Raw genomic sequence first — 25,349 nt, 5'->3', positions numbered from 1 at the left:
AGTCCGGCGGCGGCCCGCTGCGCGGCCTGCTGCTGCGCGCTGCCCAGGGCGGCCACCCCGGCGGCCGCCACATCGGCGGTGTCGCGCCAATCCTGCAGTGCGTGGGCCAGGGCTTGCACTTCGCGCATGGCGACCATGCCTTGGCGGGCTTCTTCGGTGGTTTGTAGGGCGCGCCAGTTGTCGGCCACCAGCAAAAAGGCCACGATCAGCATCGGCACCGCGACGAGGGCCGCCAGCCCGAACATCTTGACCGGCATCGACAGCCGCTGCAGCAGTGCCACTGCGGGGGTGAAGACGTCTTTACGCATGGTGCCGAGTATCGGTCAGAACGGTCCGACGGCCGCTGCGAGAAAACACCAAGGGGACAGGCCTTTTCCCCGCCACTTTCCCCCGCCACCCGGGGGTCGGTGCCAGGGGCGTGTCAGGCGAGTGCGGCGCGCATCTGGTCGATGACGGCCCTGTAGTCGGGCTTGCCAAAAATGGCGCTGCCGGCGACGAAAGTGTCGGCGCCGGCGTCCGCCACGCGGCGGATGTTGTCGGCCTTGATGCCGCCGTCCACCTCCAGCCGGATGTCCTTGCCGCAGGCGTCGATGCGGCGGCGCGCCTGCTCCACCTTGCGCAGCGCGCCGTCGATGAACGACTGGCCGCCAAAGCCCGGGTTGACGCTCATGATCAGGATCAGGTCCAGGTCGTCGATCACCCAGTCCAGCACGTCCAGCGGCGTGGCGGGGTTGAACACCAGCCCGACCTGGCAGCCGCGCGCCTTGATGGCCTGGATGCTGCGGTGCACATGCGTGCTGGCGTCGGGGTGAAAGCTCACCAGATCGGCCCCCGCGTCGATGAAGGCTCCGGCCAGCGCGTCCACCGGCTGGATCATCAGGTGCACGTCGATGGGCACGCGCTGCCCGTCGGCGGTGCGGGCGTGCGGCCGCAGGGCCTGGCACACCATCGGGCCGACGGTCAGGTTGGGCACATAGTGGTTGTCCATCACGTCGAAGTGGATCCAGTCCGCCCCGGCGTCGATGACGGCGCGCACCTCCTCGCCCAGGCGGGCGAAGTCGGCGGACAGGATGGACGGGGCGATGCGGTAGCGGTTCATGGCGGCGGTCGTGCGGGCGGGGCCCTATTGTGGCGCGATTCCTGGCCGTGCCGCTACCATCCGGGTACCCCAAAACGAGTGAGTGCCGATGACCGTTGCCACCCCGCTGCCGCCCCCCGCCCTGCTGGCGCCCGATCCACACCGCGGTCGAGTCGCGCTGCGGGTTTGGCTGCGGGACTGGGTGCGCTGGCTGCGCGGGCCGCAGGCCGAGGTGCGCGCCGTGTTGGCCCGGCTGGATGCCTGGCTGAGCGCGCTGGAGGCCGACCCCGCCGCGCGGGGCCGCCTGGCGCGGGCGTGGCAGGGCTGGTTGGCGCAGGGGTTGGACTGGGCGCCGTTGCTGGCCGACGAAGGCATTGCCCGCCGGCCCGAGTTCTGGGCGGAGTTTGCCCACCGACTGCGGCGGCGGCTGCTGCCGGTGTCGCCCGAGACGACCGATGTGTCGGAGTGGTTTGGCTGGGTGTTCGACGACCCGTTGGATGCGCGCTGGCTGGCGGCGATCCCGGCGCGGCAGGTGCAGCGCCTGGCCCGGTTGCTCGCGCCCGCGGACGGGCCGGCCCCTTCGGCGGCGACGGTGTGGTGGCCCGCCTTGCTCGATGCGTTGGGCATCTGCGTCGCCCAGGTGGCGGTGGCGGGGTTCGAGCCCGAGCTGCGGCACCGCATGTCCGCGTCGGCGCAGCGGGGACGCGCCTTCCACGATCTGGGCCGCCGACTCGATGCGTTGCGCGATGCGCTGGCCGCGCATGGGCGGGATGCCCCCGCCACCCGCGACGCCTTGCAGGCCCTGCGCGACGGCCTGGACGAATGTCGCCGCGCAGCCTACACGGCCTATGCCCACCTGGACGAGCACGGCATTTCCACCGCCGTCGTGTTCCGCCTGCGCCAGTTGCGCGAGCGCGTGTTGCGCGCCAAGCGCTTGCTGGACGCGCTGGCCAGCCCCAACGGGGAGCGGGCCGCCCTGCACCTGCTGGCCCGGCTGGTGCGTGCCAGCCACGAGGCGCGCCGCATCGGCCCGCTCGTGGCGCGAACGTCGCAGCAGTTGGCGCAGCGCGTGGCCGAGCGCAATGCCGAGACGGGCGAGCACTACATCAGCCGCAACCGCGCCGAGTACCGTGCCATGCTGCGGCGCGCGCTGGGCGGTGGCGCCGTGCTCGGCCTGACGACGTGGAGCAAGCTGGCGCTGACCTCGCTTGGCCTGACCGCGTTCTGGGGCGGGCTGGTGGCAGGCCTCAACTATGCCGCGTGGTTCGTGCTCATCATGCTGCTGCATTGGACGGTGGCGACCAAGCAGCCCGCCATGACGGCTCCGGCGCTGGCCGCGCGGCTCAAGCATCTGCACAGCCGCGAGGCGGTGCTGCGCTTCGTCGACGAGGTGGCGAACCTGCTGCGTTCGCAGGTGGCGGCCATTGCCGGCAACCTGCTGGCGGTCATTCCGGCGGTGCTGCTGCTGGATGCGGCGGCGCGCCTCTGGCGCGGCGCCCCCCTGATCGGCGTGGCCAAGGCCGAGCAGATCCTGGCCGACCATCAGCTTTGGGGGCCGACCCTGCTGCTGGCGGCGGGCACGGGGGTGTTGCTGTTCGCCAGCAGCCTGATCGCCGGCTGGGTGGAGAACGCCTTCGTGCTGTACCGCTTGGACAGCGCGCTGGCGCACCACCCGGGCTGGGTGCGTTGGCTGGGGCCGGCGCGCGCCCGGCGCTGGGCCGCCTGGCTGCGGGCGAACGTCTCGGGGTTGGCGGCGAATGTCTCGCTGGGCTTGCTGCTGGGGTTGGTGCCGGCGCTGCTGGGGTTTTTCGGCATCGGTTTCGACGTGCGCCATGTGACGCTGGTCACCGGGCAGCTCACCGCGGCGGTGGCGGCGCTCGGGCCCGACGCGCTGCTGCGCGGCGACGTCGCCTCGGCCGTGCTGGCGACGCTGCTCGTGGGCCCCGTCAACCTGGCGGTCAGCTTTTATCTGGCGTTCCGGCTGGCGCTCAAGGCGCAGGGCATCAATGCCGTCAACCGCCAGCGCATCCAGCAGGCGCTGGCGCACCGTTGGCGCAAGGCGCCGGGCAGCTTTTTGTGGCCGCCGGCGGACGGTGCGCCGCCGCGTGCCTGACGGCTGCGGGCCGGATCACCCCCCAAGGGCCGATGCGCGATGGGCGAATTCGATCTGATCCGCACCCACTTCTGGCGGGCCGCACCAGCGCGGCCCGATGGCAGTGGCGTGCGGCTGGGCAATGGCGACGACTGCGCGCTGCTGGTGCCCGCGCCGGGCATGGTGCTGGCGGTATCCACCGACATGCTGGTGGCGGGGCGCCACTTTCTGCCCGATGTGGACCCCGAGGCGCTGGGCCACAAGGCGCTGGCCGTCAACCTGAGCGATCTGGCGGCCATGGGCGCGCGTCCGCTGGCCTTCACGCTGGCGTTGGCGCTGCCGCGGGCCGATTCGGCCTGGCTGGCTGCGCTGGCACGCGGTCTGTTTGCGCTGGCCGATGCGCATGGCTGCGCGCTGGTTGGCGGCGACACCACGGCCGGCCCGCTCAACCTGTGCCTGACCGTGTTTGGCGAGGTGCCGGCGCAGCAGGCCAGCCGGCGCGATGCCGCCCGGGTCGGGGACGACGTGTGGGTCAGCGGCACACTGGGCGACGCGCGGCTGGGCCTGGCGGTGCTGCTGGGCGAGCGCCCGGCACCCCTGGGTGCCGAGCATGCGCGCGCCCGGCTGGAGCGGCCCACGCCCCGGGTGGCGCTGGGCTTGGCGTTGCGCGGCATCATCCATGCGGCGGCGGATGTCAGCGACGGCCTGCTGGGCGATCTGGGGCACATCCTCGCCGCGTCCGGCGTGGCCGCGCGGCTGGATGTGGAAACGCTGCTCGGCTCGGGCGCGGTGCATCCGGCGGTGCGCGCCCTGCCCCCCGCCGAGGCGCTGCGCTGCGTGCTGGCGGGCGGCGACGACTATGAGCTGGTCTTCACCGCTGCGCCCGAGCGGCGTGCGGCCGTGCAGCGCGCGGCCGAACAGGCCGCCACCCCCGTGACGCGCATCGGCCAGATCGTGGCCGGGCCGCCCGCCACGCATACGCTGGACGCGGGCGCCGCGCGCGTGCACCTGTGCGATGCGCACGGACAACCGTACCCGCTGCCGCCCGGCGTGGCGCTGGGGGGGTTCGACCATTTCGCTACCATGCCGGCATGAGCACCGCCGTCGCGTCCCTCCCTCCGTCCGTCACCGACGACGCCCCGCCGCGCGATGCGGCGTCGGTCGTCCTCATCCGTGACGGGGCGCCGGGCTTGCAGGTGCTGCTGCTGCGGCGGCACCAGAACTCCCGCGTGCTGGGTGGGTTGTATGTGTTTCCCGGCGGCAAAGTGGATGCGGACGATGCCGCGCCCGAGTGGGCCGCGCTGTTGGACCAGCCGCCTGCCGGACTGCCGGCGCGGCTGGGCGAGCCGGCGCTCACGCCGGCCGCCGCGCAGGCGCTGTTCGTGGCCGCCGCCCGCGAGCTGTGGGAGGAGGCCGGCGTGGCCCTGGTGGACGCCCCGTTGCCCCGCGCCACGGACGAACCCGCCGAGGCCGCCCACTCCTGGCGCACACGGCTGGCCCAGGCCGGCGCGCGCCTCACCACGGCGGCGCTGCGCCCCTGGTCGCGCTGGATCACCCCGCGCAATCCGCCCGTGGGCACGCCGCGGTTCGACACACGCTTCTTCCTCGCCTGCCTGCCCCGGGGCGCGCAGGCCCGGCACGACACCTTCGAAGCCAGCGACAGCGCCTGGATGACGCCGCGCGAGGCGCTGACCCGTTATTGGGCGCGCGAGATCGAGCTGATCCCGCCCCAGCTGATGGGGCTGGCGCAACTGGCCCGGCATGCCGATGTCGCCTCGGCGTGGGCCGAGGCGGCCGACCGCATGCCCCCGTGCATTCAGCCGGAGCAGTTTCGCGACGGGGATCACCGCGCCATGTGCTACCCCGGCGACGAGCGCCACCCGGTGCGTGCGCGGGCGCTGCCGGGGCCGACCCGGCTGCGGCTGGTCGATGGCCGGTTCGAGCCGTTCGATGGGTTCGAGGGGTGGTTCCGGTGAGCGCGTCCCCCCATACCGCTGCGGCCGCGCCTGCCGTGCCGTCCGCCCGGTTCATGTTCGCGCGGCTGTCGCACCTGATCGCGCTGGGCTTCGGGGCCGGTCTGTCGCGACTGGCGCCGGGCACGGTCGGCACCCTGTGGGCATGGGCGGCGTTTTTGGTCATCGATGCGCTGACCGCTCCCGGGGACCGGGGGTGGGCGCTCATCATCGGCGCGGCCCTGCTGCTGGGGTGGTGGGCCAGCACCGCCACCGCACGGCGCGCGGGTGTGGCCGATCCCGGCTTCGTCGTCATCGACGAGGTGGTGGCGTTCTGGCTGGTGCTGTGGATGGCCGCGCCGCATGGGCTGTGGGGCCAGATCGTGTGTTTTGCGCTGTTCCGCTTTTTTGACGCGGCCAAGCCGGGGCCGGTCGCCTGGGCCGACCGCGTCTGCAAGGGCACCGGTTGGCGCGGGGGCTGGGGCATCATGTTCGACGATCTGGTGGCGGCCTTTTGCACCCTGCTCGTCATCGCGCTGTGGCGCTTCGTCGTCGGGGGGTGAGGCGGTGAGTGCGCCCGTGGTCCCCGCCTCCCCGCTGCTGTGGCTGCCCCCCACGGTCTGGCCGTTGCTCGCGGAGTTGTCGGCGGCGCTGCTGGCGCGCCGCTGGCGCCTGGCCACGGCGGAAAGCTGCACGGGCGGGCTGGTGGCCGCGTGCTGCACGTCGCTGGCTGGCTCCAGCGACTGGTTCGAGCGCGGTTTCGTCACCTACTCCAACGCCGCCAAGGTGGCCGACCTGGGGGTGGATGATGGCCTGATTGCCACCCACGGGGCGGTGAGCGAACCGGTCGCCCGGGCCATGGCGCGCGGTGCCGCGGCTGCGGCGCAGGTGCAGGCGGCGGTGGCCATCACCGGCATCGCGGGGCCCAGTGGGGGCAGCGCCGCCAAGCCGGTTGGCACGGTTTGGTTTGGCTGGTGTGTGGAGGGGCAGGTCCAGGCGCAGTGCCAGCGCTTCGACGGCGACCGCGCCGCGGTGCGGGCGGCCGCGGTCGAGCACGCGCTGGCCGGCTTGTGCACCCGGGTCGCCGCGGCGGGCTGACGCGCCCCCGGCGACTCAACCCGCTCCGCAGCAGCGCTTGTATTTTTTGCCGCTGCCGCAGGGGCAGGGGTCGTTGCGGCCGGGTTCGGCCGCCTTGCGCACCGTCTCGATCGGCGGGCCCAGCGAGCGCGCGATGTCGTGCAGGTCATACACCGCCCAGATGGCGTCGCCAAAGCGCTCGATCCGATCCGCGCTGACGGTGGGCGGTCCGTCGTCGCGCACGGGGTTGACCGACGGCTCGTCCTCGTCGGCCTCGAGCAGTGCGGCGATGGCCATCAGGGCGTCCTCCCATTCGCGCCCCAGCTCCCGATCGCGCGGCGTGCGCCAATCGTCGGGCCAGGCCTGCACCACATCCCAAAAGCCCACGGCCCAGTATTGCGCAAACGCCGGCAGCGGCTCGTCGCCAAAGGACGCTTGAAACCGCTCCTGCTCCTCGGGCGGCAGTTCGGCCAACACCGTGCGCACGTCTGTCAGATAGGGTTGCAGCGTGCGCTCGTCGTCCAGCGTCTCGACAGGGGCCTGCAGCGCGGCGGCGATTTCGTTCCAGCGGCGCATCCACAGCGACAAAAAGTTGCGCAGTTGCGCTTCGTCCCGGAAGGACGCCTTGCCAAACCCCGCGGCATCCCCCGGTTCGCCGCCAAACAGCACGGGGAAGTACTCGCTGGGCGCGAGCAGGCGGCGCCCGCAGATCAGCGCGGTCAGGAAGCCGTCGCAGTACTCCCACGAGGAGGGGATGCCGTCGCTGCGCTCGGCCAAGTCGTCCAGAATGCTTTCCAGCCGCTCGAAGTCGTCGTCCGACAGCGGCTGCGCCAACGCCGGATCGGGGGTGTCGGGGGTGTTCATCCCGCAAGTGTAGGGCGCCGCGCGGTCGGCTAAACGGCCAGATCGATCTGTTGCAGCGCGCGCGCCGTGCCGGCTTCGGTCAGGTACAGACCGCTGCTGCGCAGGCGCCCCGCATCGCCCAGCGCAAACGGCGTGTCGATGCGGCCCAGATACAGCGCGCCGACGCCGGCTTGCCACCACCCGCCCGCTGGCCTGGAAGGCCAGGGACTGGGACTCGACGCGAATCTCGACCCGATCGTAAGCCAGCCCCCAGCCCACGGATGCGGGCGCTCCCCCGGCTGCCCCGTTCGGGCTGGCGGCAGTGGGTACCGCATTCGGAACCTCAGCCGTCCCTTCGGTGGAGGCGTCCGGCCAGTCTTTGGCCTGGAACACCCGCACGCGCAGGCCCGTCAGCGCCTCGATCATGCGCACCAGCGTGCGCAGACGCGGAAGACGCGGATCCAGCGAGGCGTGTTCCGCGGCGTCTTCCGCCGCGCTCGGCGCATCGGGGCCGTCGAGCGCATGGGAGGCTTGGGCCTGCCGGGCGGCTTGGGCGCGGGCCGCGCCACGCCTGCAGCCGCTCGTGCAGCACGGTGGCGCGGGTGTGCTGCGTCTGGCTGTGCAGGCGGATGGCGCTGTGGGCGATTTCCATGGACGGGATATCGGCCCTGTCGCGCCCGCGCTGCAGTCGCCGCCGACGAACGGCGCTAGACTGGCCGCATGGACCACCCTGCTACTGTCGCCGCAAATGCCGGTGTCCCCTCCGGCGGTGCGCAGCGGCTGCCGGCGGATGCGCTGCGCCTGCGCATCGACCCGGCCACCCTGGGCTTCGAGGACACGACCGAGCTGGCCCACGAGCCGCTGCCCTGGATCGGGCAGGAGCGGGCGCAGACCGCCGCCCGCTTTGGCCTCGCCATCGACCAGCCGCACTACCACCTGTTCGTGCTGGGCGAGGTGGGGACCGGGCGCTCCACCCTGCTGCAGCAAGAGATGCGTGCCGCCGCGGCCGCCCGCCCGGTGCCGCCCGATCTGTGCTACCTGCACAACTTCGCCACCCCCGAGCGGCCGCGTGCGCTGCGGCTGCCCGCAGGCCAGGGGCGCGCGCTGCGCCAGCGCATGGTCGAGTTTTGCCGCGTCCTGCAGGCCGAGATCCCCAAGCGCCTCAACGAGCCCAGCTTCAAAGCCGCGCTGTCCGCGCTGGAAAAGACCTACAGCGACCGCGAGGCCGAAGCCTACGCCGCTCTGTCCGCGTTTGCGCGGGCGCGGCACTTCGCGCTGCGGCGCGACAGCGGGCAGCTCATCTTCACCCTCATCGACGAGCGCGGCGAGCCGTTGACCGCCGACGCCATGGCCGCGCTCGATCCGGCCCGCCGGGCCGCCTACGACGAGGGCGAGCGCGAGCTGCGTGCCGAAATCCTGCGGTTTCTGGAGGTGACCGGCCCGCTGGAGCGCGCGTTGCGCGACGGCGTGGAGTCGCTGCGCCGGCAGGCCGTGCGCCCGGTGCTGGACCGCGAGCTCGACGCCATCCGCCAAGGCCTGCGCAAGCAGTTCAAGGACACGCGCAAGCTCGGCCAGTGGCTGGATGCGGTCGAGCAGGACGTGCTCGACCACCTGGAGCTGTTCGAGCCCGCCGACCCCGAGGACGAAGACGACCGCCGCGACGCGCTGGAGCGCCGGCTGCAGCGCTACCGCGTCAACCTCGTGGTGGACAACGCCGAGACGGTCGGCGCGCCGGTCATCATCGAGAACAACCCCCTGTACCGGCCGCTGTTCGGCAGCATCGAATACCAGACCGACAACGACGTGCTGGTGACCGACTTCAGCCGCATCCGCGCCGGCAGCCTGCTGCGTGCGCACGGCGGCTTTCTGATGCTGCACCTGCGCGACCTGTTCGCCGACGACCTGGTGTGGGAGAAGCTGCGCCGCTTTCTGCGCAGCGGCCGGCTGCAGATCGAAGAGCCGGGCACGATGTTTTCGGCGCTGGCCACCACCTCGCTCGAGCCCGAGGCGGTGGATGTGGACGTCAAGCTGGTGCTGATCGGCTCCAACGAGCAGTTCTACGCCCTGCAGGAGGGCGACCCGGAGTTTGCGCGGCACTTTCGCATCAAGGTGGACTTTGCCGAGACCTTCGGCGCCAGCGACGCCACGCGGCGCGCCACCGGCGTCTTCGTTGCGCACACGGGCGCGCGCCTGGGGTTGCCGCCCTTCAGCGCGGCGGCCGTGGCGCGTCTGATCGAGGACAGCCACCGCGAGGCCGAGGACCGCGCCCGCCAGAGCGCCGCCTTCGCGCGCACCGAAGCCCTGGTGGTCGAAGCCGCCGAAGTCGCGCGCCGCCGCGGCGCCCGCCGGGTGGAACGCGAGGATGTGGCCGCCGCCATCGCCGCCCGCAACCGCCGCCACGACTACCCGGACGAGCGCCTGCGCGAGGCCGTGGCCGATGGCGACCGCCTGGTCCACCTGCACGGCGCGCGCATCGGTCAGCTCAACGGCCTGTCGGTCATCGATCTGGGCGACTACCGTTTCGGCCTGCCCATACGGGTGGCCGCCCGCACCCTGCCGGGCACCGAGGGGCTGCTCAACATCGAGCGCGAAGTGGCCCTCTCCGGCCCCATCCACGACAAGGCCGTGCTGGTGCTGCACAGCTACCTGTCGGCCCTGTTCGCTCCCCTGGCCCCGCTGGCGCTGACCGCCTCCATCATGTTCGAGCAGGAGTATGCGGGCATCGAGGGCGATTCCGCCTCCTGCGCCGAGTTCTACGCCCTGCTGTCCTCGCTGTCCGGCCTGCCGTTGCGGCAAGGCATCGCCGTCACCGGCGCCATCAACGCCTTCGGCGAGGTGCTGCCCATCGGCGGCGTCAACGAAAAAATCGAAGGCTTCTATCGCGTCTGCGCGGCGGCTGGGCTGGACGGCAGCCAGGGCGTCCTGATCCCCGCGCGCAACCGCCGCCATCTGATGCTCGCCGACGAGGTCTGCGAGGCCGTCGCCGCGGGGCGCTTCCACGTCTGGGCCGTGGACCATGTCGCCGACGGCATGGCCCTGCTGACCGGCGTGCCCTTCGGCGCCGAAGGGGCCCGGGCTGCGGGCGGCGGCGTGGCCCCGCCGGACGAAGCCTTCCCGCCCGACAGCGTGCTCGGCCGCGCCGCGGCCACGCTGGTCGCCTACCGCCGCGCCTGCCTGCGGGCGGGCAACCCGCGCGCGTGGCGGCGCAGGGGGTGAGGGTCTGCGGGCGGTTATACCCGCCCGGCGTCTGTCACATCCACCCCCGCGCGCGCAGCGTGTCGTTGACCAGGTTGCCCATCAGCGCGTTGGTGCGGGGCGTGCCGTGGAAGTTGTCCGAGAACACGTAGCTGTTCCACCAACCCGCGCCCGCGCCGGCCGGCGCGGCAGCGGTCAGCGACGCCTCGGTGCAGGTTTGGATGCTGTACGTCGGCAAACCCCGGGCATCGGTCCCCGTGGCAGGGCATGCGGGTGAGGTCGTGTTGGTCAGACCATAGGTTGCCGGTGAGGCCAGCCACTGGTTCAGGGCGCCGAAGAAGTCGACCACCGCCACCCGCGATTCGGTCGCAAAGCGCTGGGCCAGCCGGCTGTTGTAGGCGCTCACCCAGGCGCGGGCCGTCGTGGCGATCTGCTCGGCCACGGCCGCCCCCGTCGCGCCCCCGCCGCTGGATTGGGCGACGGCTGCCAGCAGCGCCAGGAAGCGCGGGGTGCGCGTCACGTCCGGCGCGTTGAGCACGACCACCCGTTTGGCCCCCTTGGCCAGTGCCTGCGCCTGCAGCGTGTCGGCCAGTTGGTCGGCCAGCGCGGCCATATACAGCCCGCCCGCCTGGGCCAGCCCGGCGTTGCCCCCGGCCACTGCCTGGGCGACCTGCGCGGGGCTGAGCAGCTCGCCCAGCAGAGCCACATACGCGGCCCCGCCGTCCGCCGAGGCGCCCAGGTAGGCCCCGATCAGGTCGGCGGCATCGTTGCCACCGCCCACGACCAGCAGCACCTCCCGGTCGCCATAGGCGGAGGCACCCAAATCGCGCAGTTGCTGCGGGATGGACAGGGGGGTGGCGTCTCCGGCCGTTCCCGCCACATTGATGCGCGCGCCCCCGACGGCATGGTTGGTGCAGTGCGCCGCCGCCGGGTTGGCCGCGACGGCATTCGGCCCGGTGGCCGTGTAGCGCGCACACAGCGGGCCCACGTCTGCGGCATCGGCCACGTGATCGACCCAGATCCGCGTTTGCGCCAGCGTCGCGCTTTGCACCGTGAACTTGAACCCGAACGTCCCGGCATCGGCCAGGCTGTCGCCGGCGACCCTGATCGCCGTCACGTCGGTGCCGCTGCCACACGCGGTCAATACGGCAGCCATGGCAACGGCAGTCAGGCGATGCATCCAGCGCATGGGTCGCTCCTCCAAGGTAAATCCGAATACTGCATTGTAGAAATCCGTGCGCATGTCTGGATATTCGGGTTCTCCCTTGCAGTTTGTCGGGCGGGCGACATTGGGGCGTCGTTGCGGATGAAGTACCCGGTACATGTTGCCGCTTGGATGATCGCCCCCAATTTCCCGAAGGGTTGGTTCGTGCGGAGGTGTCGCGGGCATGCAACACGCGGGAGGGGCGGGCTCGAGCGATCAACCAATTGAATACACTTGACCCGGTGTCGCCAGTCTTTGCGGCACGCATCATCAACGACATGCAAGAAGGGAGGGGCATGTGAGTAAGCATGGCACAGGTATGCTGAAGGGTACCGGCGTCCGGATGGCGCTGGTTTTTGGGGGCGCGGCGGTCGTCCTCGGTTTGGCGGGGTGTGCGACGGAGACGAACCGCGTTGTTGCTGCCACACAAACCCAAGCGGCGATTGCGCAAGCGACGGCCCCGGTCCCGGTGCAGCAACGGGTTTCGGTGTCCATCGGTAAATTCGAAAATCAGAGCGCTTTCATGCGTGGCGCCTTTTCGGATGGGGTGGATCGCGTCGGCAACCAAGCCAAGACTGCCTTGATCGCCCACTTGACGCAGACGGGGCGCTTCACGGTGATGGATCGAGAAAACATGAGCGAAATCCGGCAGGAGGCGTCGATTGCCGGTGGGCAGCTCAGTCTCAAGGGGGCGCGATTCGTCGTTTCCGGGCATATCACCGAGATGGGGCGCAAAGAGGTCGGAGACAAACAACTGTTCGGCATATTGGGCCGGGGCAAAGAGCAGGTCGCGTATGCCAAGGTGATGATCAACGTCACCGATGTCCAATCCGGCGCGGTGGTTGCCTCTGCCCAAGGCGCGGGGGAATATGCGCTGGCGGCCCGTGAAGTGCTGGGTTTTGGTGGGACGGCAGGATACGATTCCACCCTGGTGGGCAAAGTCATCGATTTGGCGATTCGTCAGGCGGTCGATGATTTGGTCAAGGGGTTGGATGTGCGCCGCTGGGCCAACTGACAGGGAGCGAAAATGCGCGCGGGATCGAGTGCGTTGGCCGTCGTCGCGGCTGCGGTGGTATTGGCCGGTTGTGCGTCCGGGCCCAAACGGGCTCCGTTATACGAGTGGGGTCAATACCCCACGATCTTGCACGAGGATTTGAAGCAGGCGTTGCCGCCCGAGCAGCAATTGAAAGCGATGGAGCAGCAGCGTGCACTGATGGAAAAAGCGGGGACGCCGATGCCACCTGGTATGGCCATGCACATGGCCTTGCTCCACCAGCGGCTGGGTCAGCACGATCAGGTGCAGCAGTATCTCGAGCTCGAAGCGCAGCGTTACCCGTCGTTGCGTGCGTTCGTGACGTGGCTGCAAAAACAACAAGCACAACAAGCACAACAACCGAAGGGAGGCAAGTCCGATGAAAAGTCATGATCGCTGGTTGGGCGTGATGGCGCTGGCCATGACTCTGGGGGCACTCCCCCTTGGCGCCCAAGCGCAAAATCATGGCGGGGGGCTCGGGCATCCCAACCGTTTGACGGTCGCGACCCCGGAGTACGCCGTCGAAAAACCGCAGTCCGTGGTGGTGCTGCCGCCGGTCAACCATGCCAAGGACCTGCGGGCGAGCGAGAGCGTTTATCCGCACGTGTACGTCGCCCTGGCCTCCAAGGGTTACGAGGTGCCTGCCCCCACCGTGGTCCAAGAGGTGCTACGGGACAACGGGGTCACCGACTGGGGCTTGGTGCAGGAGATCCCGGTCGAGAAACTGGCGGAGGTATTTGGCACCGATGCCGCGCTCTTCGTGGACATCGACGACTACGGAACGCACTACCAACTGGTGAGGACCGTGGCCCGTGTCCACCTGCGAGGGCGGCTGGTCTCACTCAAGACCGGGCGTCTGCTCTGGGAGGGGAAAGCCAAGTGGGAGGACGTGGACCAAGACACCAGCAGCGTGGCGGCGTTGCTCATCAACGCGTTGGTGTCGCAGGTCGTGCGTGACAGCAGCAACTTTGCCTATCGCGTCGCGGGGTCGGCGGCGTCGCACTTGATCTGGAGTCAAAAACTGCCGGCTGGGGCATTGTGTCCGGACGTCGGTAAGGACGGGACGGACTGCTATCGTCCCCTCCAGTGACCCGGTGGCTGGGCCCCAGGGCGTCTGTTGACGCCTCGGGGCTCCGCCTCACTTCCGCATCAACGCCTCGATCGCGTCGGGTGCCACCGGCACGTCGCGGGTGATCAGTTCGCAGCCGTCGTCGGTCACCACGGCGTCGTCCTCGATGCGGATGCCCAGGTTCCAAAAGTGTTCGGGCACACCGGCGGCGGGGCTGACGTACAGGCCGGGCTCGATGGTCAGCACCATGCCCGGGCGCAGGATGCGGCTGGGGCGGTCGCGGATGATCTCGCCGCTCAGCGGGTCGCGCCGCTCGCTCACCTGGCCCACCTCGGCCGGTTCGATGTAGCTGCCGACGTCGTGCACGTCCAGTCCCAGCCAGTGGCCGGTGCGGTGCATGTAGAAGCGGAAGTAGTGCCGCTTCTCGATCACGTCATCCAGGTGGCCGACGTCGTTCTTGTCCAGCAGGCCCAGGTCCAGCATGCCCTGCGCCAGCACCTTGACCGTCGCATCGTGCGCATCGACGAAGCGCGCCCCGGGGCGGGTCGCGTCGATGGCGGCCTGCTGCGAGGCCAGCACCAGTTCGTACAGGTCGCGCTGGGGCCCGCTGAAGCGGCCGTTCGCGGGGAAGGTGCGCGTGATGTCGGATGCGTAGCCGTCCAGCTCGCAGCCGGCGTCGATCAGCACCAGATCGCCGTTGCGCACCGGGGCGGCGTCGGCGCGGTAGTGCAGCACGCAGGCGTTGGCGCCGGCGGCGACGATGCTGCCGTAGGCCGGCGACTGCGAGCCGCTGCGGCGAAACTCGTGCAGCAGCTCCGCGTCTAGGTGGTATTCGCGCACCTCCTCGCCGGCGCGGATCATGGCCGCGCAGCGGCGCATGGCGCGGATGTGGGCCCGTGCGCTGATCTGCGCCGCGCGCCGCATCACGTCGAGCTCGTGCGCGTCCTTCACCAGGCGCATTTCGTCGAGCAGGGCGCACACGTCGCGCTGCGCATCGGGGCACAGCACCCCATAGCGCACCCGGGCGCGCACCTTGTGCAGCCAGCCGTCGATGCGCGCCTCCAGCCCGGCGTGCGTGGCAAACGGGTACCAGACGGCGCGGCGGTTTTCCAGCAGCTTCGGCAGGCGCGCATCCAGTTCGTCGACCGAGTGGGCCTCGTCCACCCCCAGCGCGCCGGGCGCGGCCGCCGGGCCCAGGCGGTAGCCGTCCCAGATTTCGCGCTCCAGGTCCTTGGGCTGGCAGAACAGGGTGGTGCGCCCCTCGGCCGTCAGCACCAGCCAGGCGCGGGGCTCGGTGAAGCCGGTCAGATAATAGAAATAGCTGTCGAAGCGAAACGGGTATTCGCTGTCGCGGTTGCGTACCCGCTCGGGTGCCGTGGGGATGATGGCGATGCCGCCGTCGCCGAGCTGGGCCGCCAGCCGGGCGCGCCGTTGCGCGTAGCGGGCTTGGTGGGGGATGGGGGTCGTCATGGCGGGGATGATACGGGGGCGCGATCCCCCGCAGCGGGGGCGGGCCATGGCCGATCCATGGCCGTGCGCTCACCCGCCCTCGAGCGTCGGGTCTGCCGCCGTGCCCGCCGTCTCGGATGGCGCGTTCAGCGCGGCCCAGCGTTGCGGGGTACCCACGTCGGTCCAGGCGCCTGCCCAGACTTCGGCGGTGACGCGGCCGGCGGCCATGGCCCGGCGCAGCAGCGGGGCCAGCGGCGCGGCCATGCCATCGGGGTTGCCGGGGGGGATGTCGCACCACGGCGGCTCGAACAGCGCGCGACGCAGCAGCGCCACAGTGGAATAGGTCCAGCGCGGGCGCGGGTCGTCGGCCGGCAGATTGAGTGCAAGGCCCTGCGCATCCAGCCCGAAATCGCCGCGCGGATGGTGCGGCGGATTGGGCACCAGCCACAGGTGAGCCAGCGCCGGGCCGCGGGCAAAGCGCGCCCGCGCCGCCGGGTCGAAGCCAAAGTCCGGCATGAAGACATCCCCCGCCGCCAGCCAGAACACATCCGCCAGCCGCGGCAGGGCGCGGGCGATGCCTCCGGCCGTTTCCAGGGCGCGGCCGAAGTCCCGGCCCTCCATCGAATAGGCCAGCGCCATGGGACCGTGCGGGCCATCGTGCGCGTCGCCCAAAGCCGTCGGGATTTGCTCGCCCAGCCACGCGGTGTTGATGAGCACGCGCTTCGCCCCCGCGCGGGCCAGCGCGTCCAGATGCCAGACCAGCAGCGGCCGGCCGCGCACGGGCAGCAGGGGCTTGGGGCACGAGTCGGTCAACGGGCGCATGCGCTCGCCGCGGCCGGCGGCCAGCAGCAGGGCCTCGGCGGGCGGTTCGTGCGGTTCTGGGCTGGCCATCGGCGGAATGGGCGTTGCGGTGGGCGGCGCGCTTGGCGGGTGATCGTGCATGGGGGCATTTTGTCTACAATCCTGCGGCGGCCGTTGCTGCCGCTCCGTCCCGACAACCCTGGAGATCCCGCATGGCACACGTTCCCTCGACCGAGCACAGCGCCGCCGCGGCCGACCCGGCCGAGGCCATCGTCCCCATGATCCCCTGGCTGATTCCGGTGGCCGGCGCTATTCTGATGTTCCTGCTGGCGTTCATCGCCGTCTTCATGGCCTGATCGGGCTTCGCGCGGGGGCGCTTGCCCCGTCACCGCGCAGCCCTGCGTGAGTGACCCCGCCGGGTTGTGGCCTGGTGGGGTTTTGTCATTGGCGCGTGGGTGAGGTACCAGGTGCCGCGGCCGTCATCGGGGTGTCATGATTCCATGCATATTTTGCATGGGGTTTTCGACGAGCGCGCCCCGGCCCGCGGGGGCTCTACATACAATGCCCGCTCGACCCTGCCGGACCGGCATGGGCCCGGGCCATCCCGCGGGCCTCGTGTCGTTGCCGCCACCGCGATCCGCGTGACGATCGGCCGTGGGGTCCCCGACGGCCGGTGCGTGGCACCGGCGCGATGCCATTGAGTCGCCGGAGCGTGTCGGCCAGCATTCGCTGGGTCAGGCTCGGGCGCACCGCGATCCAGGGTTTCACCGCCATGAATGCTCCCGTGATGCAGGGACTCCAGCTCAACACCCCCGCGTACGTCAAACACGCCCGCCTGATCGCCTGGGTGGCCGACATGGCCGCCCTGTGCAAGCCCGACCGCATCGAATGGTGCGATGGCAGCCAGGCCGAATACGACCGCCTGTGCGAGCAGATGGTCGCGGCCGGCACGCTCAAGCGGCTGGATCCGGTCAAGCGCCCCAACTCGTATCTGGCCTGGACCGATCCGTCCGACGTCGCGCGCGTCGAGGACCGCACCTTCATTTGCAGCGAACGCGCCGAGGACGCCGGCCCCACCAACAACTGGATGGCCCCGGCCGAGATGCCGGCCATTCTGCAGCATGGGCGCGACGGCCAGCCGGGTCTGTTCGACGGCTGCATGCGCGGCCGCACCATGTACGTCATCCCGTTCAGCATGGGGCCGCTGGGCTCGCCCATCGCGCAGATCGGCGTGGAGCTGTCCGACAGCCCCTATGTGGTCGTGAACATGAAGCTCATGACCCGCATGGGCCGCGCCGTCTACGACGTGCTGGGCAGCGACGGGCATTTCGTGCCCTGCGTGCACACCGTGGGCGCGCCGCTGCAGCCGGGGCAGGCCGATGTCGCGTGGCCGTGCAACCCCACCACCAAGTACATCGTCCACTACCCCGAGACGCGCGAGATCTGGTCCTACGGCTCTGGCTACGGCGGCAACGCGCTGCTGGGCAAGAAGTGCCTGGCACTGCGCATCGCCTCGGTCATGGGGCGCGACGAGGGGTGGCTGGCCGAGCACATGCTCATCCTGGGCGTGACCAGCCCCGAGGGCAAGAAGTACCACGTCGCCGCAGCCTTCCCCAGCGCCTGCGGCAAGACCAACTTCGCCATGCTGATTCCGCCCCAGGGCTTCGAGGGCTGGAAGGTCACCACCATCGGCGACGACATCGCCTGGATCAAGCCGCATGCGGACGGCCGGCTCTATGCCATCAACCCCGAGGCCGGCTATTTTGGCGTCGCCCCGGGCACCAACACGCTGACCAACCCCAACTGCATGGCCAGCCTGACGCGCGACGTCATCTTCACCAACGTGGCGCTGACCGACGATGGCGATGTCTGGTGGGAGGGCATGGGCCCCGCGCCCGCGCACTGCCTGGACTGGCAAGGCCAGGACTGGACGCCCGCCGATGGCGCCGCCGGGCGCAAGGCCGCGCACCCCAACGCCCGCTTCACCGTCGCGGCGACCAACAACCCGGCGCTGGACGCCCAGTGGGATGATCCGGCCGGCGTGCCGATCGACGCCTTCATCTTTGGCGGGCGCCGCTCCAACACCGTGCCGCTGGTGACCGAGGCGCGCACCTGGATGGAAGGCGTCTACATGGCCGCCACCATGGGGTCCGAGACCACGGCTGCGGCGTTCGGCGCGCAGGGCGTGGTGCGCCGCGACCCGTTTGCCATGCTGCCCTTCTGCGGCTACCACATGAGCGACTACTTCCAGCACTGGCTGGACATGGAGCACCGGCTGAAAGAGGCGGGCCACACCCTGCCGCGCATCTTCTGCGTCAACTGGTTCCGCAAGGACGCGGACGGCCAGTTCATCTGGCCCGGCTACGGCGAGAACATGCGCGTGCTGCGCTGGATGATCGACCGGCTGGAAGGCCGCGTGTCGGGCGAGGACCATGCCTTTGGCATCAGCCCCACCTACGACGAGATCCACTGGGAGGGCCTGGACTTTGGCCCCGAGCAGTTCGCTGCCGTCACCGACATGAACCCCGCGGACTGGGCGCGCGAGCTGGAACTGCACCAGGAGCTCTTCGACAAGCTGGCGCACCACCTGCCGACCGAACTGGTGCAGACCAAGGCGCGCATGGTGCAGCGCATCCTGGGGTGAGCGCACGCTCCTTCCCAAGGCAAAGGCCCCGCGTTGCGGGGCCTTTGCACTGGTGATCGGGGCGATGGGCGAGCCGTCGCGCGCCGGTCAAACGTAGTAGAGGCTGTAGCGCCGGCCGTTGGGCCAAGTCATCTGTTCGGCCTGGCTGAGCGTCCATTCGTACACCGCGTGGGCGGCGCCGGTCGGCTCGGGCCCCAGCGGGCTGAGGGCGTGCGCCCAGGCCGCGTCGGGGGTTTCCATGCGCTGGCGCAGGGCGTTCAGCTCGGCCTGCAGGCGGGCGTCCCGGCGCGCCAGCGCGGCGGTGCGGGCTTCGGCGCGGGCGACGGCGCGGCGCCGCGCCCAGCCGTTCAGGCCGGCCATGACGCGCTGGGCCGCGTGGCGGGCGGGCGAGGCCAGCAGCAGACTGCCCAGAAAGACGACCGCCCACATCAGCACCCAGGCGGCCAGCAGGTGGCCGTCGGCCCAGGTGTCGATGAGGCGATCCGTCACCACCGCCAGCGCGGCCACACCCGCTGCCAGCAGCAAGGTGGCCAGCGCGCGCGGGGCGACCGCACGGCGGGCGGCTTCGACGTGGGAGGCACCGGCCCCCACGGCGGGGGCCGGGTTCGGGGTGTGGATCAGCGTGGTGCTCATGGTGTGACTCCTGAATGCTGCGTTGCAGCAATGCGATGGTTCGCATATTAGGGTTTGCCCTGATGAGTTGCAAATTAATTTTTAGAATGTCATATATTCACCGAGGTGATAAATCGACTCAACTTCCGCACCCTCGACCTGAACCTGCTGCGCGTTTTTGACGAGGTGATGGCCGAGCGCAATCTGACGCGCGCCGCGCACAACCTGGCTCTGTCGCAGCCGGCGGTCAGCAACGCCTTGCGACGGCTGCGCGAGCTGCTGGGCGATGACCTGGTGCGCCGCTCTGGCTACGGTGTAGAGCCCACACCCCTGGCCCTGCAGATCTGGCCGGCGGTGCGCGAGGCGCTGCAACGCCTGCGCGAGTCGTTGGCGCCGGGGCCGTTCGACCCCACGCAGGCGCAGGATGCGTTCGTGCTCGCCATGGCCGATGCCACCGCCTCCAAGATCGTCCCCGGGCTGGTGGCAATCCTGGACCGGGAGGCGCCGGGGGTGACGCTGCGCGTGCTGCCCCTGACCACGCGCGACCCGCGCCCGCTGCTGGAGGACGGCGGGGTGGATCTGGCCATCGGCTATTTTCCGGGGGTGTTGGCCGAGCTGGGCGCCACCCACCTGCAGGAGCAGGCGCCGCGCTTTTTGTCGCGCCGGCTGTACGAGGGGCATTACGTCGTCGTGATGCGCCGCGGGCATCCGCTTGCCCAGGGGCCGCTGACGCTGGACGACTACTGCGCCGCGCGGCATCTGCTGGTGAGCTTTTCCGGGCGGCCGTTCGGCTTCGTGGACGAGGCGCTGGCCGCTCTGTCCCGCCGGCGCCGCATCGTGTTGACGGTCAACCAGTTTTTTACCGCCGGGCAGGTGGTGGCCACGTCCGATCTGTTGACGGTGCTGCCGCACCATTTTTTGAGCAGCACGGGGCGCGCGGCCGAGCTGGCCGTGCAGCCGCTGCCCATCGATGTGCCCACGGTGCATGTGGACATGCTGTGGCACCGGCAAACCGAGCTGGGCAGCGCCCAGCGCTGGCTGCGCGAGACGGTGGTGCGCGCCGTCGCCAGCTCCCCGGCACCCGATGAGGCGTACTGATGCGTGTGCAACTGCTGTCGGATCTGCATTTGGAGGCCAACACCGGTTTCGTCCCCACGCCGGCGGCGGACGCCGACCTGCTGGTCCTGGCCGGGGACGTGGGCTCGTACCAACGGCGCGCCGATGGGGGGCGGCTGGGGCTGCCCGACTGGGGCTTGCAGGCCTTCTCGCCCTTGCCGCAATACGGGGGCTGGCCCACGCCGGTGCTCTACGTGCCCGGCAACCACGAGTACGACGGCCTGGACTGGGACGAGGCCCACGCGGGCCTGCGCGCGGCGTGCGAGCGGTTGGGCATCGTATGGCTGGAGCGCGAGGTGGTCGTCATCGACGGGGTGCGCTTCGTGGGCACGACGCTGTGGAGCGACTTCGACGCGCTGGCTTCGGTGCCGCTGCAGCGCCGTGGCCGGCCGCGGCCCATCACCGACCCGCAGGCGCGTCGGCTGCACCAGCGACAGCGGGCCTTTCGGGCCGCCAATTTCCATTTGACCCAGATGGCCACGCAGCGCGCGGGCCGGCTGTTCGACGCGGCGGCCATGCGCGACGAGGCCCTGCGTTGCCAGACGTGGCTGCGCGCGGCGCTGTCGGCCCCTTTCGACGGACCCACCGTCGTCGTGACCCACTTTGCGCCGACGCTGCGCAGCGCCGATCCGCGCTACGGCATCCAGCCCAGCACGGCCGGTTTTTGCAACGCGCTGGACGACCTGCTGCCGCTGGCCGACCTGTGGCTGCATGGCCACCTGCACTGCCCGCACGACTACCGCGTCGGCCGCTGCCGCGTGGTGGCCAATCCGCTGGGGTATGCCGACAAGGGCGAGCAGGGCGCCTTTGCCCCGGCGGCGGTGGTGGCGGTGCCGTCGGGGGCGCCGGCCGTACCCCCGGGGGATGCGCGGCGGGATAATGGGGGGCAGGACACACAGGCATGTTGAAGCGCATCCACGTCGAAGACGTCCGGTTGGGTATGTTCATCCACGGCTTTGCGGGGTCGTGGCTGGATCACCCGTTCTGGCGCAACCGCTTTTTGCTGGAAGACCCGGCCGACTTGGCGCGCATCCGTGCCAGCGCCGTGCGCGAGGTGTGGATCGACGTCAGCCAAGGGGCCGATGTGCCGCCGGAGGCGCCGGTGGCCGAGGCGGTGGACGCGCCGCAGGACATCGCGCCGTTGCAGGCCTATGACGAGCGCGTGCAGCGCCTGCTGGAGCCGGTCAGCCAGTCGGTCGAGTTGCAGCGCGCCGCCCGCCTGTTGGCCAGCGCGCGCGGCGCGGTCAAGGACATGTTCCAGGACGCGCGCATGGGGCGTGCGATCGACCGACAGGTCATGCGCGCGGTGGCCGACGACATTGCCGACAGCGTCACGCGCAACGCGGGGGCGCTGATCAGCCTGGCGCGCGTCAAGACCGCCGACGAATACACCTACATGCACTCGGTGGCGGTGTGCGCGCTGATGGTCGCGCTGGCGCGTCAGCTCGGCCTGCCCGACGACGAGACCCGCGCGGCGGGCTTTGCCGGGCTGCTGCACGACGTTGGCAAGGCCGACATCCCGCTGGAGATCCTGAACAAGCCCGGCCGCCTGACCGACGAGGAGTTCGCGATCGTGCGCGAGCACCCGCGCAAGGGCTGGGAGCGGCTGCGCGCCGCGGGCATCGAGGACGCGGTGGCGCTGGACGTCTGCCTGCACCACCACGAGCGCTACGACGGCACGGGCTACCCCGATCGCTTGGCGGGCGAGGGCATCTCGCTGGTGGCCCGTATGGGCGCCGTGTGCGACGTGTACGACGCCATCACCTCCAACCGCCCATACAAGGCGGGCTGGGATCCGGCCGAGTCGCTCAAGCGCATGGCGAGCTGGAAGGGGCACTTTGACGAGCGCGTTTTTCAGGCCTTCGTGCGCAGCCTGGGCATCTACCCGGTCGGCTCGCTGGTGCGGCTGAGCAACGGCCGCCTGGCGGTCGTGGTCGAGCCCTCACCGCGCAGCCTGCTCAAGCCGGTGGTCAAGACGGTGTTTTCCACCCGCAGCGGGGAGCGGGTGGTGCCCGAGCGCATCGATCTGTCGGCGCCGGGCTGCACGGTGCAGGTGGTGCAGCGCGAGGATCCGGCCCAGTGGAAGATCCCGGACCTCGACGAGATCTGGTCGGGTATCCCGGGGCTGGGGCGCGGCTGAACCCGGCGCCGGCGGGCCGTGGCTCAGGCCATGGGTTCGAGCAGGGTCGCCGCGGCGTCGCGCAAGGCGTGGGTCAGGCGGGTGAGCACGTCGGAGTCCAGGTTCCAGCAGTGCCAGTACAGCGGCACGGCGTAGGCGCTGCCCGGCGCCACGTCCACCAGCGTGCCGGCCTGCAGGGCCGGCCCCGCCACCAGGCGCGGCACCACGGTCACGCCCCAGCCGGCCAGCGCCGCGCGCACCTGCCCCTCGGACGAGGGGACGTAGCACTGCTGCAGCACCACCTGGGGCAGCCCGAAGGTCTGGCAGACGAAGTCGCGCTGCAGATCGTCCTTGCGGTTGAAGGCGACGAAGGGCACGCGGTGGAAGTTGTGGCGCGTCAGCCGCCCCTCCAGCGCCGCGGCGGCGAAGGCGGGGCTGGCCACTGCGACGTAGGCCATGCGGCCCAGCGGCTCCAGCCGGCAGCCGCGCAGCGGCTGCGCCAGCGAGGTCACGCAGCCCATCACCTGGCCCTCGCGCAGCCATTCGTGGGTGAAGTCCTGGTCGTCGTGGATGATCTCCAGCGGCACGCCATCGCGCACCAGCGGCGTGACGGCCGGCAGCGCCCAGCTCGCGATGCTGTCGGCGTTGATCGCCACCGAAATGCGCCCCTCGTCGCGCGGGCGGCGCGCCAGCGTGGGCGCCAGGTCGCGCAGGTCGTGCTCCAGGTCGGCGCGCAGCAGCCGCATCATCTTGGCGTGCTTGATGAGCAGCTGCCCCGCCGGTGTCGGCTTGATCGGGCGGCTGCGCACCAGCAGCACGGTGCCCACCTGCGCCTCCAGCGCGCGCAGTCGCTGCGACACCGCCGACTGCGTGATGGACAGCCGCTGGGCCGCGCGTTCAAAACCGCCCTCCTCGACGATGGCGGCCAGGCATTCGAGGGCGTCGGGATCGAAGGTGGCGGTCATGGCGGTTGTGCATTAGTTTTTCTGATGTTACCGCCGTTTGGTGAATCCCGCTTCATCTTTGTCGCGCCATCGCGCACACTCCCGCCCGACAGGCGGTTGGCGATCCGCGCGCGGGCGCGGCGGGGCCGCTCAAGGAGACGGACATGCGAGTGGTGGTTCTGGGCGCAGGCATCATCGGCACCTCGACGGCGTGGCACCTGCTGCAGCGCGGGCACGAGGTGGTGCTGGTGGACCGCCAGCCCGATGCGGCGCTGGAGACCAGCTTTGCCAATGCGGCGCAGATTTCGGTGAGCTACTGCGAGCCGTGGGCCAACCCCCAGGCGCCGCTGAAGGCACTCAAATGGATGTTCGACAAGCAGGCCCCGCTGCTGTGGCGCCCGCAGTGGGATACCGCGCAGTGGCGCTGGCTGTTGCAGTTTCTGGGCCAGTGCACCGACCGCGCGTTCGAGCGCAACGTGGCGCAACTGGTGTCGCTGGGCGCCTTCAGCCACGCCACGCTCAAGCAGATGGTGGCCGAGACGGGGATCGAGTACCAGCGCAGCGAGCGCGGCATCGCGCACGTCTACACCGATACCCGGGCCTTTGCCGAGGCGGGCGAGGCCGCCGAGCTGATGCGCCGCCACGGGGTGCAGCGCCGGGTGGTCTCGCGCGAGGAGCTGTTGCGCATCGAGCCGGCGCTGCAGCCCTTTGCCGAGCAGATCGCCGGGGGCACCTACACCCCTACCGACGAGCACGGCGATGCGCGCGTGTTCACCCAGGCGCTGGCCCGACGCTGCGCGGCCCAGGGGGCGCAGCTGCTGTTCGGCCACGACATCGAGCGGCTGGAGGTGGCGGGCGGCGCCGTGCAGCGGGTGCAGGTGCGCTGCCGCGCCACCGGCCAGCCGCGCGCCCTGCAGGCCGACGCCTTCGTGGTGGCGTGCGGCTCGTACACCACGCCGCTGCTGGCCACGGTGGGCATCCGCGTGCCCATCTACCCTGGCAAGGGCTACAGCGCCACGCTGGCCCTGCGCGATCCGGCGCGGGCGCCGCAGGTCAGTCTGCTCGACGATGGGCGCAAGATCGCCATCTCGCGCCTGGGCGACCGCCTGCGCGTGGCGGGCACGATCGAGCTGGGCGGCTTCGACCTGCGGCTGGACACGCCCGTGGCGCGGGCGCGCTGCCACATGCTGCTGGAGCGTATCGAGCAGCTCTTCCCCGGCGTGGCCGACACGCGCACGCCGGAGCAGGGCGGCGAGCCGCAATTCTGGTGCGGCTTGCGCCCAGCCACGCCCACCAATATCCCGTTGATCGGCCGGCTGCCGCTGGGGCGGCTGTGGATCAACGCCGGCCATGGCACCCTGGGCTGGACGCACGGCGCGGGCTCTGGCCGGGCGTTGGCCGAGCTGATCAACGGCGAGCGGCCGGCGATCGCCATGGACTTCGTCGGCATGGCGGGGGCGCGCGACCGCGCCGCCCGCCCCGCCGCGGCGTCCGCCACGGCCTGAACCTCGGCCCAGGGCGCCCAACCCCCAAGCGCCCAGTGCCCAGGCGCTCAAGCCCAGCGCGGGCCAGGGCATCGCGCCGCCCGGCCACGCGCCGGGCGGCGGCAAGGCACAATCGCGCCCCATGTTCGAACCGTCGCCCGAGCGGTTTCGGGCCGCCCTTGGGCGCTTTGCCACCGGCGTGACCATCGTCACCGCGCGTGCGGCGGATGGCGCACCGGTCGGCCTGACCGCCAATTCGTTCAACTCCGTCTCGCTGGAGCCGCCGCTGGTGCTCTGGAGCCTGGCGCTGCGCTCGCGCGCGCTGCCCGTCTTCGAGTCGGCGGCGCATTACGCCATCCATGTGCTGGGGGTGACGCAGCAGGCTCTGGCCCAACGGTTTGCCAGCCGGCAGGCGGACCGCTGGGCCGGCGTGGCGTGGACGCCCAACGCCGACGGCGTGCCGCTGCTGCCGGACTGCGCCGCCGTCTTCGAGTGCCGCAGCCGCAGCCGGTATGTCGAGGGGGACCACGTGATCCTGGTGGCCGAGGTGCTGCGCTGCCGCCACGACGGCACGGCCTCGCCCCTCCTGTACCATGGCGGGCGGTTCTACACCGAGCATCCGCTGTGACGACCTCCG

At 71.0% G+C, this 25,349-nt stretch carries 23 protein-coding genes; 16 read left to right on the top strand and 7 right to left on the bottom strand.

The features are described from left to right. Positions 1–421: 421 nt before the first annotated feature. A complete protein-coding gene (gene rpe / locus Tfont_RS04945) occupies positions 422–1,099 on the bottom strand; it encodes a ribulose-phosphate 3-epimerase (protein ID WP_143968618.1) in 678 nt (225 codons plus the stop codon). An 88-nt stretch (positions 1,100–1,187) separates the two neighbouring features. Here rpe and Tfont_RS04940 point away from each other — a divergent pair, with 88 nt between their 5' ends. From Tfont_RS04940 to Tfont_RS04920, 5 genes are read left to right on the top strand one after another with little or no spacing between them, the layout of a single operon-like run. Further along, the gene (locus tag Tfont_RS04940; RefSeq protein WP_143968617.1) at positions 1,188–3,191 is read left to right on the top strand and encodes a site-specific recombinase; all 2,004 of its coding nucleotides are present in this window, start codon (positions 1,188–1,190) and stop codon (positions 3,189–3,191) included. Positions 3,192–3,230: 39 nt separating this feature from the next. After that, a complete protein-coding gene (thiL, locus tag Tfont_RS04935; RefSeq protein ID WP_143968616.1) occupies positions 3,231–4,265 on the top strand; it encodes a thiamine-phosphate kinase in 1,035 nt (344 codons plus the stop codon). Then, positions 4,262–5,146, top strand: coding sequence for an NUDIX hydrolase (locus Tfont_RS04930; RefSeq protein ID WP_143968615.1), 885 nt, complete (start codon positions 4,262–4,264; stop codon positions 5,144–5,146). Before thiL ends, Tfont_RS04930 begins: the two co-directional genes overlap by 4 nt. Before the next feature lie 53 nt (positions 5,147–5,199). Beyond that, the gene (locus Tfont_RS04925; RefSeq protein WP_143968639.1) at positions 5,200–5,685 is read left to right on the top strand and encodes a phosphatidylglycerophosphatase A family protein; all 486 of its coding nucleotides are present in this window, start codon (positions 5,200–5,202) and stop codon (positions 5,683–5,685) included. Positions 5,686–5,701: 16 nt separating this feature from the next. Then, positions 5,702–6,220, top strand: a complete 519-nt coding sequence (locus Tfont_RS04920; RefSeq protein WP_260682271.1) for a CinA family protein — start codon at positions 5,702–5,704, stop codon at positions 6,218–6,220. A 15-nt stretch (positions 6,221–6,235) separates the two neighbouring features. Here Tfont_RS04920 and Tfont_RS04915 read toward each other — a convergent pair whose 3' ends face one another. Continuing rightward, positions 6,236–7,063, bottom strand: a complete 828-nt coding sequence (locus tag Tfont_RS04915; RefSeq protein WP_143968614.1) for a YecA/YgfB family protein — start codon at positions 7,061–7,063, stop codon at positions 6,236–6,238. A 699-nt stretch (positions 7,064–7,762) separates the two neighbouring features. Between Tfont_RS04915 and Tfont_RS04910 the strand changes: the two genes are divergently transcribed. Then, the gene (locus Tfont_RS04910) at positions 7,763–10,258 is read left to right on the top strand and encodes a Lon protease family protein (protein ID WP_143968613.1); all 2,496 of its coding nucleotides are present in this window, start codon (positions 7,763–7,765) and stop codon (positions 10,256–10,258) included. 34 nt (positions 10,259–10,292) lie between these two features. Here the strand turns inward: Tfont_RS04910 and Tfont_RS04905 are convergent, their stop codons facing one another. Further along, positions 10,293–11,393: an SGNH/GDSL hydrolase family protein gene (locus tag Tfont_RS04905; protein ID WP_260682270.1), complete on the bottom strand. Its 1,101-nt coding sequence runs from the start codon at positions 11,391–11,393 to the stop codon at positions 10,293–10,295. Positions 11,394–11,760: 367 nt separating this feature from the next. Between Tfont_RS04905 and Tfont_RS04900 the strand changes: the two genes are divergently transcribed. From Tfont_RS04900 to Tfont_RS04890, 3 genes are read left to right on the top strand one after another with little or no spacing between them, the layout of a single operon-like run. Continuing rightward, positions 11,761–12,456, top strand: a complete 696-nt coding sequence (locus Tfont_RS04900) for a CsgG/HfaB family protein (RefSeq protein WP_260682269.1) — start codon at positions 11,761–11,763, stop codon at positions 12,454–12,456. A gap of 33 nt (positions 12,457–12,489) precedes the next feature. Further along, positions 12,490–12,867: a DUF4810 domain-containing protein gene (locus Tfont_RS04895; protein ID WP_185974473.1), complete on the top strand. Its 378-nt coding sequence runs from the start codon at positions 12,490–12,492 to the stop codon at positions 12,865–12,867. Further along, positions 12,854–13,564 carry a GNA1162 family protein gene (locus tag Tfont_RS04890; protein WP_143968610.1) on the top strand — a complete coding sequence of 237 codons (711 nt, stop codon included), beginning with the start codon at positions 12,854–12,856 and terminating at the stop codon, positions 13,562–13,564. Before Tfont_RS04895 ends, Tfont_RS04890 begins: the two co-directional genes overlap by 14 nt. A gap of 48 nt (positions 13,565–13,612) precedes the next feature. On the opposite strand, the gene Tfont_RS04885 is transcribed toward Tfont_RS04890, so the two are convergent. Together Tfont_RS04885 and Tfont_RS04880 are read right to left on the bottom strand one after the other, a co-directional pair. Further along, positions 13,613–15,013 carry an aminopeptidase P N-terminal domain-containing protein gene (locus tag Tfont_RS04885; RefSeq protein ID WP_143968609.1) on the bottom strand — a complete coding sequence of 467 codons (1,401 nt, stop codon included), beginning with the start codon at positions 15,011–15,013 and terminating at the stop codon, positions 13,613–13,615. A 69-nt stretch (positions 15,014–15,082) separates the two neighbouring features. Next, positions 15,083–15,883: a nucleotidyltransferase family protein gene (locus Tfont_RS04880; protein WP_143968608.1), complete on the bottom strand. Its 801-nt coding sequence runs from the start codon at positions 15,881–15,883 to the stop codon at positions 15,083–15,085. A 122-nt stretch (positions 15,884–16,005) separates the two neighbouring features. Here Tfont_RS04880 and Tfont_RS14485 point away from each other — a divergent pair, with 122 nt between their 5' ends. Both Tfont_RS14485 and Tfont_RS04875 read left to right on the top strand, forming a co-directional pair. After that, the gene (locus Tfont_RS14485; RefSeq protein WP_185974472.1) at positions 16,006–16,149 is read left to right on the top strand and encodes a hypothetical protein; all 144 of its coding nucleotides are present in this window, start codon (positions 16,006–16,008) and stop codon (positions 16,147–16,149) included. 416 nt (positions 16,150–16,565) lie between these two features. Continuing rightward, complete coding sequence (locus Tfont_RS04875) at positions 16,566–18,437, top strand: phosphoenolpyruvate carboxykinase (GTP) (RefSeq protein ID WP_143968607.1); 1,872 nt, start codon at positions 16,566–16,568, stop codon at positions 18,435–18,437. Between the two features lie 87 nt (positions 18,438–18,524). Here Tfont_RS04875 and Tfont_RS04870 read toward each other — a convergent pair whose 3' ends face one another. Further along, entirely contained in the window at positions 18,525–19,070 is a 546-nt protein-coding gene (locus tag Tfont_RS04870; RefSeq protein ID WP_143968606.1) for a hypothetical protein, read from the bottom strand. Positions 19,071–19,178: 108 nt separating this feature from the next. Here Tfont_RS04870 and Tfont_RS04865 point away from each other — a divergent pair, with 108 nt between their 5' ends. Genes Tfont_RS04865 through Tfont_RS04855 form a run of 3 tightly spaced genes read left to right on the top strand, consistent with a single transcriptional unit; the run spans position 19,179 to position 22,305 of the window. Further along, entirely contained in the window at positions 19,179–20,147 is a 969-nt protein-coding gene (locus Tfont_RS04865) for a LysR family transcriptional regulator (RefSeq protein WP_143968636.1), read from the top strand. Further along, positions 20,147–21,073, top strand: a complete 927-nt coding sequence (locus Tfont_RS04860) for a metallophosphoesterase (protein WP_143968605.1) — start codon at positions 20,147–20,149, stop codon at positions 21,071–21,073. Before Tfont_RS04865 ends, Tfont_RS04860 begins: the two co-directional genes overlap by 1 nt. After that, positions 21,067–22,305 carry an HD-GYP domain-containing protein gene (locus Tfont_RS04855; RefSeq protein WP_143968604.1) on the top strand — a complete coding sequence of 413 codons (1,239 nt, stop codon included), beginning with the start codon at positions 21,067–21,069 and terminating at the stop codon, positions 22,303–22,305. The genes Tfont_RS04860 and Tfont_RS04855 overlap by 7 nt, the downstream gene beginning before the upstream one ends. A gap of 23 nt (positions 22,306–22,328) precedes the next feature. On the opposite strand, the gene Tfont_RS04850 is transcribed toward Tfont_RS04855, so the two are convergent. Continuing rightward, the gene (locus Tfont_RS04850) at positions 22,329–23,249 is read right to left on the bottom strand and encodes a LysR family transcriptional regulator ArgP (protein WP_068607714.1); all 921 of its coding nucleotides are present in this window, start codon (positions 23,247–23,249) and stop codon (positions 22,329–22,331) included. 143 nt (positions 23,250–23,392) lie between these two features. On the opposite strand from Tfont_RS04850, the gene Tfont_RS04845 reads away from it, so the two are divergent. Then, the gene (locus Tfont_RS04845; protein ID WP_143968603.1) at positions 23,393–24,733 is read left to right on the top strand and encodes a D-amino acid dehydrogenase; all 1,341 of its coding nucleotides are present in this window, start codon (positions 23,393–23,395) and stop codon (positions 24,731–24,733) included. A gap of 121 nt (positions 24,734–24,854) precedes the next feature. Next, positions 24,855–25,340, top strand: a complete 486-nt coding sequence (locus Tfont_RS04840; RefSeq protein WP_143968602.1) for a flavin reductase family protein — start codon at positions 24,855–24,857, stop codon at positions 25,338–25,340. Positions 25,341–25,349 lie beyond the last annotated feature (9 nt).

Origin of the sequence: Tepidimonas fonticaldi (assembly GCF_007556755.1) — a bacterium.
Lineage (GTDB): Bacteria > Pseudomonadota > Gammaproteobacteria > Burkholderiales > Burkholderiaceae_C > Tepidimonas > Tepidimonas fonticaldi.
Note: the sequence above shows the minus strand (reverse complement) of the source record. Positions and strands in the feature narration are given on the sequence as shown.

What these genes read in the sequence shown, in the direction of transcription:
- rpe (WP_143968618.1), bottom strand. Translation starts at nt 1,099, where the DNA reads ATGAACCGCTACCGCATCGCCCCGTCCATCCTGTCCGCCGACTTCGCC.
- Tfont_RS04940 (WP_143968617.1), top strand. Translation starts at nt 1,188, where the DNA reads ATGACCGTTGCCACCCCGCTGCCGCCCCCCGCCCTGCTGGCGCCCGAT.
- thiL (WP_143968616.1), top strand. Translation starts at nt 3,231, where the DNA reads ATGGGCGAATTCGATCTGATCCGCACCCACTTCTGGCGGGCCGCACCA.
- Tfont_RS04930 (WP_143968615.1), top strand. Translation starts at nt 4,262, where the DNA reads ATGAGCACCGCCGTCGCGTCCCTCCCTCCGTCCGTCACCGACGACGCC.
- Tfont_RS04925 (WP_143968639.1), top strand. Translation starts at nt 5,200, where the DNA reads ATGTTCGCGCGGCTGTCGCACCTGATCGCGCTGGGCTTCGGGGCCGGT.
- Tfont_RS04915 (WP_143968614.1), bottom strand. Translation starts at nt 7,063, where the DNA reads ATGAACACCCCCGACACCCCCGATCCGGCGTTGGCGCAGCCGCTGTCG.
- Tfont_RS04910 (WP_143968613.1), top strand. Translation starts at nt 7,763, where the DNA reads ATGGACCACCCTGCTACTGTCGCCGCAAATGCCGGTGTCCCCTCCGGC.
- Tfont_RS04905 (WP_260682270.1), bottom strand. Translation starts at nt 11,393, where the DNA reads ATGGCTGCCGTATTGACCGCGTGTGGCAGCGGCACCGACGTGACGGCG.
- Tfont_RS04900 (WP_260682269.1), top strand. Translation starts at nt 11,761, where the DNA reads ATGCTGAAGGGTACCGGCGTCCGGATGGCGCTGGTTTTTGGGGGCGCG.
- Tfont_RS04890 (WP_143968610.1), top strand. Translation starts at nt 12,854, where the DNA reads ATGAAAAGTCATGATCGCTGGTTGGGCGTGATGGCGCTGGCCATGACT.
- Tfont_RS04885 (WP_143968609.1), bottom strand. Translation starts at nt 15,013, where the DNA reads ATGACGACCCCCATCCCCCACCAAGCCCGCTACGCGCAACGGCGCGCC.
- Tfont_RS04880 (WP_143968608.1), bottom strand. Translation starts at nt 15,883, where the DNA reads ATGGCCAGCCCAGAACCGCACGAACCGCCCGCCGAGGCCCTGCTGCTG.
- Tfont_RS14485 (WP_185974472.1), top strand. Translation starts at nt 16,006, where the DNA reads ATGGCACACGTTCCCTCGACCGAGCACAGCGCCGCCGCGGCCGACCCG.
- Tfont_RS04875 (WP_143968607.1), top strand. Translation starts at nt 16,566, where the DNA reads ATGAATGCTCCCGTGATGCAGGGACTCCAGCTCAACACCCCCGCGTAC.
- Tfont_RS04870 (WP_143968606.1), bottom strand. Translation starts at nt 19,070, where the DNA reads ATGAGCACCACGCTGATCCACACCCCGAACCCGGCCCCCGCCGTGGGG.
- Tfont_RS04860 (WP_143968605.1), top strand. Translation starts at nt 20,147, where the DNA reads ATGCGTGTGCAACTGCTGTCGGATCTGCATTTGGAGGCCAACACCGGT.
- Tfont_RS04855 (WP_143968604.1), top strand. Translation starts at nt 21,067, where the DNA reads ATGTTGAAGCGCATCCACGTCGAAGACGTCCGGTTGGGTATGTTCATC.
- Tfont_RS04850 (WP_068607714.1), bottom strand. Translation starts at nt 23,249, where the DNA reads ATGACCGCCACCTTCGATCCCGACGCCCTCGAATGCCTGGCCGCCATC.
- Tfont_RS04845 (WP_143968603.1), top strand. Translation starts at nt 23,393, where the DNA reads ATGCGAGTGGTGGTTCTGGGCGCAGGCATCATCGGCACCTCGACGGCG.
- Tfont_RS04840 (WP_143968602.1), top strand. Translation starts at nt 24,855, where the DNA reads ATGTTCGAACCGTCGCCCGAGCGGTTTCGGGCCGCCCTTGGGCGCTTT.